This window comes from Rhodococcus sp. D-46, from assembly GCF_011290655.1.
GTDB classification, from domain to species: Bacteria; Actinomycetota; Actinomycetes; order Mycobacteriales; family Mycobacteriaceae; genus Rhodococcus_F; species Rhodococcus_F qingshengii.
The window spans coordinates 1-5,825 of record NZ_JAANTF010000033.1 but is presented as its reverse complement, the minus strand read 5'-3'; the positions used below and the strand labels follow the sequence as shown (position 1 = coordinate 5,825).

General features: G+C 63.5%; 6 protein-coding genes and 1 pseudogene. 4 read left to right on the top strand and 3 right to left on the bottom strand.

Features of this window, described 5'->3' with window-relative positions; genetic code table 11:
* Positions 1–349: pseudogene (locus G9U53_RS33100) on the bottom strand (acetyl-CoA C-acyltransferase); the annotation flags it as partial.
* A 107-nt stretch (positions 350–456) separates the two neighbouring features.
* Between G9U53_RS33100 and mce the strand changes: the two are divergent.
* Positions 457–930 carry a methylmalonyl-CoA epimerase gene (gene mce / locus G9U53_RS33095; RefSeq protein WP_007733251.1) on the top strand — a complete coding sequence of 158 codons (474 nt, stop codon included), beginning with the start codon at positions 457–459 and terminating at the stop codon, positions 928–930.
* Positions 931–970: 40 nt separating this feature from the next.
* On the top strand, positions 971–2,029 hold the full coding sequence (locus tag G9U53_RS33090; protein WP_007733248.1) for a hypothetical protein: 1,059 nt from the start codon (positions 971–973) through the stop codon (positions 2,027–2,029).
* 7 nt (positions 2,030–2,036) lie between these two features.
* Here G9U53_RS33090 and G9U53_RS33085 read toward each other — a convergent pair whose 3' ends face one another.
* Both G9U53_RS33085 and nucS read right to left on the bottom strand, forming a co-directional pair.
* A complete protein-coding gene (locus tag G9U53_RS33085) occupies positions 2,037–2,381 on the bottom strand; it encodes a hypothetical protein (protein WP_054828484.1) in 345 nt (114 codons plus the stop codon).
* Between the two features lie 19 nt (positions 2,382–2,400).
* Positions 2,401–3,075 carry an endonuclease NucS gene (nucS, locus tag G9U53_RS33080; RefSeq protein ID WP_003945160.1) on the bottom strand — a complete coding sequence of 225 codons (675 nt, stop codon included), beginning with the start codon at positions 3,073–3,075 and terminating at the stop codon, positions 2,401–2,403.
* Between the two features lie 42 nt (positions 3,076–3,117).
* Here nucS and G9U53_RS33075 point away from each other — a divergent pair, with 42 nt between their 5' ends.
* Both G9U53_RS33075 and G9U53_RS33070 read left to right on the top strand, forming a co-directional pair.
* A complete protein-coding gene (locus G9U53_RS33075; protein WP_063316266.1) occupies positions 3,118–4,710 on the top strand; it encodes an adenylate/guanylate cyclase domain-containing protein in 1,593 nt (530 codons plus the stop codon).
* Positions 4,711–4,852: 142 nt separating this feature from the next.
* The gene (locus tag G9U53_RS33070; RefSeq protein WP_165639972.1) at positions 4,853–5,479 is read left to right on the top strand and encodes a dihydrofolate reductase family protein; all 627 of its coding nucleotides are present in this window, start codon (positions 4,853–4,855) and stop codon (positions 5,477–5,479) included.
* The last annotated feature ends 346 nt before the right edge of the window (positions 5,480–5,825 follow it).

Here is a 5,825-nt window from a genome sequence, read left to right as displayed (position 1 = left end):
ATTCCTGCCCGCCGGCGACGACGATGTCGAATTCGCCGGCGCGGATGAGTTGGTCGGCGAGGGCGATGGCGTCGATGCCGGAGAGGCACACTTTGTTGATGCTCAGGGCGGGGACGTTCATGGGGATACCGGCGGCGACGGCGGCTTGGCGGGCGGGCATCTGGCCGGCGCCGGCGGTGAGGACCTGTCCCATGATGACGTAGTCGACCTGTTCGGGTGCGACTGAGGACTTGTCGAGGGCGCCTTTGATGGCGATGCCGCCGAGGTCGGACCCGGAGAGGTCTTTCAACGATCCGAGGAGTCGACCCATCGGGGTACGAGCTCCCGCAACAATCACAGAACTGGTCACGATTTCCTCCGGCTGCAAAAGAGAGATAGTCGTCGGTTCCGTGCGGCCTAAGAGCCAAGTCACATCCCGACGTGTACTCCTCAAACGGTAGCGCTACCGTGAAAGGTATGACACAGACCTCCCCCAGTTCTGCACTCGCACCTTTGTCGTCCGACCTCGTCGTCGCGATCGATCACGTCGGAATCGCGGTGCCCGATCTCGACGTGGCAATCGAGTGGTACACGCAGCACCTGGGCATGGTGTCGACCCACGAGGAAATCAACGAATCGCAGGGCGTGCGTGAGGCCATGCTCTCCGTCGTCGGCTCCCCCGCCGGATCCACTGCCGTTCAGCTGCTCGCGCCTCTGGACGAGAACTCGACCATCGCCAAGTTCATCGACCGAAGCGGCCCCGGCCTCCAGCAGCTCGCCTACCGGGTCACCGACATCGACGCCATCTCCGCCGAACTTCGCGACCGCGGGGTTCGGTTGCTGTACGACGCTCCCCGACGCGGTACGGCCAACTCGCGCATCAACTTCATTCACCCGAAGGACGCCGGCGGCGTCCTGGTGGAACTGGTCGAACCCGACGCGAGCCACTAGCAGACCCGACTCCAGCTCGTATGCCAGGTAGATTGTCGCCATGGCATACGAGCAGGACCGCGGTTCGATCCAACTTCCGTTCCAGATCGCACGGAAGGGATACGACCGCGACGAGGTACGCAACTACTTCGAGCGATTCGACGCGGAGCTGCGAGTTACCGCGGCTGATCGTGATGCTGCCGCTGCGCAGGCCCGTGACCTCGCCAAGCAGCTCGACGATGCACGCGACGACATCGACGACCTCCGCAAGGACGTCGACCGCCTCTCGGTACCGCCCACCACTGCGGAGGGCATGAGCGATCGCATCAGCCGCATGCTGCGCCTTGCCTCCGACGAGGCCTCGGAGGTGCGCGCGAAGGCCGAGGCCGACGCAGCCGAGATGACCTCCATCGCCGAACAGGACGGCGCCCGCCTTCGTGGGCACTACGAGTCGCTGATCGCCGAACTCGAGGACCGTCGCAACGCGATGGAAACCATGCACGAGCAGACCATGGCGCAGGCCCGTACCGAAGCCGCCCGGATCGTCGAAGCCGCGCAGGCCGAGCGGGATCGACTGGCTGCCGAGTCCGAGGCCAAGCGCACTCAGATCCGCGAAGACTTCGACATCTCGATGTCGGAGCGCCGCGCCAAGGTCGTCGCCGCCGTCAACGAGTTGGAGTCGTCGAGCAAAGCAGAGGCCGAACGTCGACTCGCCGATGCGTCGCACGAGGCTCAGCGCAGGCTGCAGGCCGCCACTGATCAGTCCGAGCGCAAGATCGCTCACGCGAAGGAACTCACCGAAGAACTGCGCGTTCTCCGTGGCCGAATCCTGGCTCAGCTCTTGGGTATTCGCGGACAACTCGATTCGGTTCCGGCTATGCTCGCATCGGTCAACCGGGAGAGCGAACTCCTCGATGCACCGCCCGCTCCGGTCATCGTCGAAGCCGAGGAAGATCTCGAGATCGAAGACAAGAAGGCCGACGCAGATAAGGTCGATGCAGATCCGGTCAAATCAGAACCGAGTATCGACGAAGACGACGTTCTCGAGGACTCGGACGAGACCAACACCGCCGAGATCGACACCCGCGCCGTCGAGCAGCGAGCCCAGTCCAGGAACTGATCGACGCTCAGGACCACCGTCTGGTCAGGCTGCGCGTACCGCGGCCTGACCAGCATCCGGTGTGCCAGTGTCGACGCTCGTTCGCGCCGCCCGGTTCCGAAGGCCACGTCACCACGTGAGCGACGCCGGGCCTGATGTCGTGATCACAACCGGGGCAGCGATAGAACTTCGTCGCGTTGGAGCCGGGTATCGGCCTCACCATGTACATTTCACCGCCCGGACCGGGTTCCTCCCGGACCAGCGCCCCGCCGAACAACACACCGCTTGGTGACGCCGACTCCGCGCTCGAATCCCGCGCACGCCGAGTATCCGTTCGACGGGTTTGCTTCGGCGAAGGTTTGCGGCGCGGCATGGTTCGAGTCTAAACAGCGTCAGAAGAGGCGGAACTCGGTGCTTTCGGTACCACGCAAGGCTTCGTAGTCCAAGACCAGGCAACGGATCCCACGGTCGTTGGCCAAAGTCTTTGCCTGCGGCTTTATCTGTTGCGCTGCAAAAACTCCCGTGACCGGCGCGAGCAGAGGATCGCGGTTGAGCAACTCCAGGTACCGCGTCAACTGCTCGACGCCGTCGATCTCGCCGCGGCGCTTGATCTCCACCGCCACCGAGGCACCGTCCGCGTCACGGACCAGGAGGTCGACCGGCCCGATGGCCGTCATGTACTCGCGTCGCACCAACGTGTAGCCGGGGCCGAGTGTCTCGACATGCTCCGCCAGAAGTTCTTGAAGGTGTGCCTCGACACCGTCCTTGATCAATCCCGGATCAAGGCCGAGTTCATACGACGAATCGTGCTCGACCTCTTCGAGAGTGATCCGGAGTTCCTCGCCTGCCTTGTTGGTGACGACCCACAGGATGTCGTCGCTGTCCCCGGTGGTCTCGACCAACCAGCACGGCGGACTCATCCAGTTGAGCGGCTTGTACGCCCGATCGTCGGCATGGATACTGACCGAGCCGTCGGCTTTGACCAACAGCAGTCGTCTTGCGGTAGGGAGGTGGGAGGTCAGGCGTCCCACATAGTCGACACGGCAACGAGCAATAACTAGGCGCACCGGACCACCCTAAGCGATCATTACGACTACTCTCGACACACTATGCAGCGAAGCCGTGTCCCGAGTGCGCCCCTGGGGTCGTGGCTGCTCGGATCCACCGACGAAAGCCCCAGGCGCCGCCGAATCCGCGTCCAGGCACTACTCACCGCGCCCCTCCTGGTCACAAACCTGATCGGAGCGGTACTGGCGATCGTGCTCATCGGATTCGTGGTTCCCGGACCCGAGATCATCCACCCCGAATTCGCATGGATCAACTTCATTGCCGTGCCCGTCTTCATCGGGTGTGTCTTTCTCATCGGACTTCTGTGGGGCACCAAACGGCTGATGCGGGATCTTCGATGGGCCACCGAGGATCACCCACCGACAGAGCAGAATCAACGCGCGGCGCTGCGCGGGCCGTGGCGACTGACCCGAGTGCAAGCCGTCCTGTGGACGGCCGCGCTCATCACCTTCACGACCATGTACGGAATCGTCGACCCCGACACTATTCCGAAAGTTCTGTTCACCGTGGCTTTCAGCGGTATCACCACGTGCGCTTTCTGCTACCTGCTCAGCGAGTTCGCACTCCGCCCGATTGCTGCGCGTGCACTCGAATCCGGAGCACCCCGCAAGGCTGCCGTTCTCGGACTGACCGGCCGGACAATCCTCGTCTGGCTGCTCGGAAGCGGAGTCCCCGTCACCGGCTTGATGCTCGTGGCGGTCTTCAGCTTCATCCGGCCTGCATCGTGGCAAGCCCTCGCGATCGCCATCCTCGTCATTGGCGGAATCACCCTGTGCGTCGGACTCGGGCTGACATACATCAACATTCGGTCCGCCGCGGCCCCCATTCGGTCCGTGCGACGAGGAATGGAACAAGTCACCCGTGGCGACCTCACCGCGTCCGTCGTCGTGTACGACGGAACTGAACTGGGACTACTGCAGGCCGGCTTCAATCGCATGGCCGAGGGTCTGCGCGAGCGAGAGCGAATACGCGACCTCTTCGGGCGCCACGTCGGACACGAGGTTGCCGCAAACGCGGTTCGCCGAAACCCGGAACTCGGCGGTGAAGAACGTGACGTTGCCGTTCTCTTCGTCGACGTCATCGGATCGACCACCATCGCGGCCACCAACTCCCCTACGGCGGTGGTCGCTCTACTCAACCGTTTCTTCGACGTCATAGTCGACGAGGTCGACGCGCACGGCGGATTCGTGAACAAGTTCGAGGGCGACGCAGCGCTGGCGATCTTCGGAGCGCCGACGACACTCGACGATCACGCCGGCAGCGCACTCGCCGCTGCCCGCAAGATTCAGCAGCGCCTGCGTGCCGAGGTTCCGGAAGTGAGCGCGGGAATCGGCGTCGCCGCAGGTGTTGCCGTAGCCGGGAACGTCGGTGCGCGAGAGAGATTCGAGTACACCGTCATCGGTGATCCCGTCAACGAAGCGGCGCGACTGTCCGAGGTCGCCAAGACGGTTCCGGGTAACGTCGCCGCATCCGGTCGGGCTGTGGCTGCCGCTGACAGCGCCGAGGCTGCACAGTGGTCGATCACCGAGAACATCACCCTTCGCGGCCGCCTCGAACAGACCGAGCTCGCGATTCCGTGCGACGCTCTGGAGTCCGAGACCAGCCCGTCAGACTCCGTGCCCGTGCAGCCCTGACCCCACCTCCCCCCCTGAGCGAACGGCACGTTCGGTCGGTCCAAGGCGATCAACGCCACGTTCGCTCGATGACTTTCCCGCTTCTCGACGGTCTATATCGGCACAGCGAAAATCCGACGACGCCTGGGAGATGGGTACGACAATGAAACTGACGACCTTTACCATCGCCACTCTCGACGGGGTGATGCAAGGACTCGGTGGGCCGGACGAAGATCGGCGAGGTGGATTCGAGCGGGGCGGCTGGTCCGCGCCATTGGTGGACACCGAAGCCATGGATTACCTCGTCCAGGTCTACCAGCGCGCTGACGCGTTCCTGTTCGGGCGACACACGTACGAGATCTTCGCCGGCTATTGGAGCGCGTTCGAGAATCCCGACGTCAACCCCATTGCAAGCGCACTGAATTCGCGGCCCAAGTACCTTGCGTCGACGACGCTCACCGATCCGCAATGGAAGAACACCACGGCCCTTTCAGGTGACACCGCCACAGCGATCGGCGAACTGAAAGCCAGACCCGGCGGTGAGCTTCAGGTGCACGGCAGTGGCAACCTGTGCCGCTGGCTTTTCGCGAACGATCTTGTCGACGAGATGATCCTGCTGATCGTTCCGGTGGTGGTAGGCCAGGGCACGCGACTGTTTCCCGACACCGGACCGGACATCGCACTAGAGCTGGCCGAATCGCGAGCCACATCAAAGGGCGTGACGATTCAGAGGTATCTGCCGGCTGGCCGGCCGAAGTATGCGACTGCCACCGCCGACGGCATCGACTGATCCGTGCAAAGTGCCTGTCGTCCTCAGTCGTGTTCCCGCCCCTGATGGTGTGAACGTACCGTTCCCCTCGCCTAAGAGGGTGAGCGTGTCGTTCACTCGATCCCGGACGGGGTGGTGAGTCGGCTGTGCTCCCGCCCTTGATGGTGTGAACGGTGCGTTGGGTCGATCTGAGGCGACGAACGTGCCGTTCGCTCGAAGTCGGGGGTGCCGGCGAAGGTACTTTCGGGTGTTGGCGGGGTGGGGTGTTTTGGGTACGAGAAAGCCCCCCAACCAGTACTGGTTGGGGGGCTTCTCTAATGTGTGTTCGGCGGTGTCCTACTCTCCCACACCCTGTCGAGTGCAGTAC